Source organism: Gracilibacillus saliphilus, from assembly GCF_010994085.1.
Taxonomy (GTDB): domain Bacteria; phylum Bacillota; class Bacilli; order Bacillales; family Amphibacillaceae; genus Gracilibacillus; species Gracilibacillus lacisalsi.
Genome location: NZ_WJEB01000072.1, coordinates 1 through 1,450, shown reverse-complemented (window position 1 = coordinate 1,450; position 1,450 = coordinate 1). Strand labels below are relative to the sequence as shown.

Here is a 1,450-nt window from a genome sequence, read left to right as displayed (position 1 = left end):
GGAGACTTCTTTCTGAAGAACGTTAAAAAAATCGAACTGTTGCGAAAACCATCAAGTACTTTATTCAACAGTAGTATTATTTTTTTCAAATTCTTTCATTCTCTTAATTAAATCTAGGTTACCTTTATCATTACTGATATATTTATATTCAAAATATTCAATTCTATCAGACGGACCAAATTCGCTATCATGCCAATTAGTATAATCAAAATGTACAGTTAATTTACCATCTTCATTAACTAATAATGTTACTGAAAACCAAGGCTCTTGATCATTTTCAATGAAAAGTCTTTGAAGTTGAACGGTTAATTCAAATAATGTATGCAGTTATAGTATGACCTCCTATCTATATTATATAGTCTAGGAATATAATGGGAATAAACGTATTGCACTTTATCTTTAGGCCTAAAAAAGAAAAATACTCCTCCTTCTTCATCCTTTACTTCTCCATTAAAACAGAAATTATTCCATTCAGTTGGGATCATATCATTAATCTGTTGAGCAATTTCATTATATAATTTGTTTAGTTCTATTTCAAAACTCATATACATCAACCTCCTGATTTATTTGCAATCTCACGAAACACTGGAAATTGACCTTCAATTTCATACTCAACCATAAAAGAATTCGGACGCATAGAATTATTTAAATACATGGGTTCAATGTTTACAGAAACTTTCTTAGGCGGTACCTCTTTTAATGCTTTCGCCCACTCTGTCTCCATAATCATACCAAACTCCACCCCTCCTGTTAATTTGACTGTTTTGTGGTACAAGATTATCAATATTAGGAGGACCATAAAAACATCCCCCGAAAGTTAGATCTTTCACTCTAACTTTCGGGGGTCGATACCCAATCAAGGTCTAATTTATAAATTATTTTTCACTTCTTCTAACCATCTAATGAAAATATCTTTAGGTAATAGTTCATCATCATTTGAATAAACTATATCATAATTATACTTTGCTTTTAATGAGTTTTGTTTTACATTATAGTGTAATTTTATTTCGCTTGGCATATCTCTTCCATATTCTTTGCATTTTTTATGAATTTCTTCTAAATTTTGAACACCAATACGTTGTAAAGCTAGTTGTCTCTCAGTTGAAGTGTCATAAGTAAAATCATCAGGTACATCATTTAGCTGATGTTTCAAAACAAGCTTCCCTTGAAGTCTAAAAAAAACATTAAAGTAATAAGCTTCTGGTTCATATGAACAATAAATAAAAATATCATCAGCTCTATCTTCTACGTACTCTAAGCTAATTGCTACCATGTCAGTTTGTAGTTCAGACAAATAATCTTCAAATTCCTTTTTCATAAGGTATCACCTCTAAGTGTTTTTTATTCTAATAAAATCGGGTTCACCATCGATTTGAAACTCTATATCAAAACTGTAAGGCCTTAAGCTATTACTTTCATAATTAATTTTTACATTCACAGAAACGTGCTT

Annotated in this window: 2 protein-coding genes and 1 pseudogene; all 3 read right to left on the bottom strand. The window is 30.2% G+C overall.

Annotated elements, in window-relative coordinates:
- Window positions 1–60: 60 nt before the first annotated feature.
- The 3 genes and pseudogenes from GHT08_RS21850 to GHT08_RS21840 all read right to left on the bottom strand — a co-directional run bounded on the left by GHT08_RS21850 (window position 61) and on the right by GHT08_RS21840 (window position 1,318).
- Window positions 61–485 (bottom strand): annotated as a pseudogene (locus tag GHT08_RS21850) (immunity protein YezG family protein).
- Window positions 486–550: 65 nt separating this feature from the next.
- Window positions 551–730 carry a DNA/RNA non-specific endonuclease gene (locus GHT08_RS21845; RefSeq protein WP_238343654.1) on the bottom strand — a complete coding sequence of 60 codons (180 nt, stop codon included), beginning with the start codon at window positions 728–730 and terminating at the stop codon, window positions 551–553.
- Between the two features lie 138 nt (window positions 731–868).
- Window positions 869–1,318 (bottom strand): DUF600 domain-containing protein, encoded by a 450-nt coding sequence (locus GHT08_RS21840; protein WP_163583493.1) that lies wholly within the window; start codon window positions 1,316–1,318, stop codon window positions 869–871.
- Between the last annotated feature and the right edge of the window lie 132 nt (window positions 1,319–1,450).